This is a genomic window from Streptomyces sp. ADMS, assembly GCF_033441795.1.
In the GTDB taxonomy this organism is placed as follows: domain Bacteria; phylum Actinomycetota; class Actinomycetes; order Streptomycetales; family Streptomycetaceae; genus Streptomyces.
Map to the genome: position 1 here is coordinate 1 of NZ_JAVFVX010000284.1, position 1,958 is coordinate 1,958.

At 72.0% G+C, this 1,958-nt stretch carries 2 protein-coding genes; one reads left to right on the forward strand and one right to left on the reverse strand.

The features are described 5' to 3' along the window. Positions 1-377, forward strand: a 377-nt coding sequence (locus tag RB628_RS40380; RefSeq protein WP_318325627.1) for a hypothetical protein, incomplete at its 5' end; no start/stop codon positions are given. Positions 378-394: 17 nt separating this feature from the next. Here RB628_RS40380 and RB628_RS40385 read toward each other — a convergent pair. Continuing rightward, positions 395-1,639, reverse strand: a complete 1,245-nt coding sequence (locus tag RB628_RS40385) for an IS110 family transposase (RefSeq protein WP_318325628.1) — start codon at positions 1,637-1,639, stop codon at positions 395-397. Positions 1,640-1,958 lie beyond the last annotated feature (319 nt).

Consider the following 1,958-nt stretch of genomic DNA (forward strand, 5'->3'; position numbering starts at 1 on the left):
ACGGCAGCGACGACTGCCTGCCGCTGACCGGCCGCCTCGCGGGCTTCCACAAGGTCTACGTCGACCCTGCCGTCTCCTATCGGATGGTCATCCAGTTCCGCCCGGCCCCGCCCACCTCGACCCACAAGCGCGAGATCTACCTCGTCGCGGCCGGTGCCCGGGAGGACTACGCGGTCTACCGCACGGCCCAGCTCCGCACCAACCGCACCGACCTCAACCGGCCCGCCGACATCGACCCGGCGGCCGAGGCACGAGTCCAGGCAGCCCGTTCCCGATCCCCCCACACGGTCGTCCAGACCGCATCCCTCGCGGCCACCGCACCGGCGGCAGCCAGCCCCTCCGCTCCCGCCGCCTCCCGAAAGGCCCCCCAGCGATGACACCCCCTGTGTCAACCTCAGATCGCTTGAGCCGGTTCTGGCTGGGGCAGGAAGTGTTGTGCCGCGCCGTGTCGTGCGGGGTCGTAGGGCTCGTGGCTGAGCCAGCAGCGGTAGATCACGCGGACCCATGCACGGGCCAGGACCCGGATGGCGTGGGGGTGGTCCATGCCGCGGGCGCGGGCCCGCTGGTAGACGTCCGCTGCCCAGGGGCTCTCGTGGCGGCTGTTGTCGGCGAACGTGGTGAGCGCCTGCCGCAGACGCTTGTTGCAGGCCCACCGGTAGGAGACTCCCCGCATGCGTCCGGAGGCTTTGGTGACCGGGGCGACGCCGGCGAAGGCGGCGAAGGCGTCCGGTCCGTCGTAGGCGTCGCGGGAGTCCCCCCACTCGGCGAGTATCTGGGCGGCGTTGACGCGTCCGGCCCGGGGCAGCGAGGTGAACAGGCGGCCGTCGGGGTGCTGGTCGAGGTGGGCGTCGACGGAGCGGTCCAGGTCCTTCTTGACTGTGCCGAGGGTCCGCAGCACGGTGACCAGGGCGATGACGGAGTCCCGTCCGGCCTCGGTGGCGTGTTCGTCCGTTGCTCCGGCCGGGGCCGAGCGCAGGCGCTTGACCAGGTCGGCAGGGCTGCGGCGTCCGCAGTAGCTGTGCTTGGCGCAGAAGGCGGCCATGCGTTTTTCGCCCAGGGCCGCGGCGGAGGCCGGGGTCGGGTAGCGGGTGAGGAAGTCCAGCGCGATCGGCGACTCGACATCGGCGAACAGCGTCCCGGCGCCGGGCCAGAAGGCGTCCAGGAGCGCGGAGAGCATGTTGGTGGCCATGACCCGCAGCCGCACCACGTCGTCACGGGTGCGGACCACGGTGCGCAGGGCCTTGGTCTGCGGGGCGAACGGGCGGGCCGGGCTGAGCTTGTGGTGCCGCAACCGCAGGTACTCGGCGATCACCATGGCGTCGCCCGGGTCGGACTTCGCGCCGGAGAGCACCTCGGCGTCCCGCCATGCCTTGATGGCGTTGGACTTCACCGGCACCACGGGGTGTCCGGCCTCCAGCAGCAGGTCCACCAGACGGCCGTCCGGGCGTTCGATCGCGACCGGTACGTCCTCGGCGACGCCGAGCCTGGCGAGCCGGCGGACCAGATCGGCGAACCCGGCGGCGGTGTGGGTGATGGCGAACTCGGTCTTGACGCGGCCGGTCTCGGTCAGGACGCAGACCGCGTGCTCGGCCGATCCCCAGTCGATCCCGACGTAGTACGCGCTCTCGGGCAGTGCCACAGCTCTCCTCGTGCCTATCAGCGACAGGCCGGCGACGGAGCTGGTCCCCGGGCGGTCACTGACTGGCGCTCTGCGGCGCGTCCCTCTGTTGCCGGTCGACAGCTCCGGAAGAGCCGGGGGCGGCAGTGTCATCGGGGCCCTCACGAGGCGACCGCCACGGGCCGTCACCCCGGCTCTCACCGGCATCCAACCACGAGCACCCAACTGGCGCCCGTAGAAAGGATGGTGGACCAGTGACCGCCGACCGCACCCCCCTGGCCCGCACCGAACTGGCCGGGCTGCTCACCGACGCCGCGCAGAGCGTCTCCGGGGTCCTGAC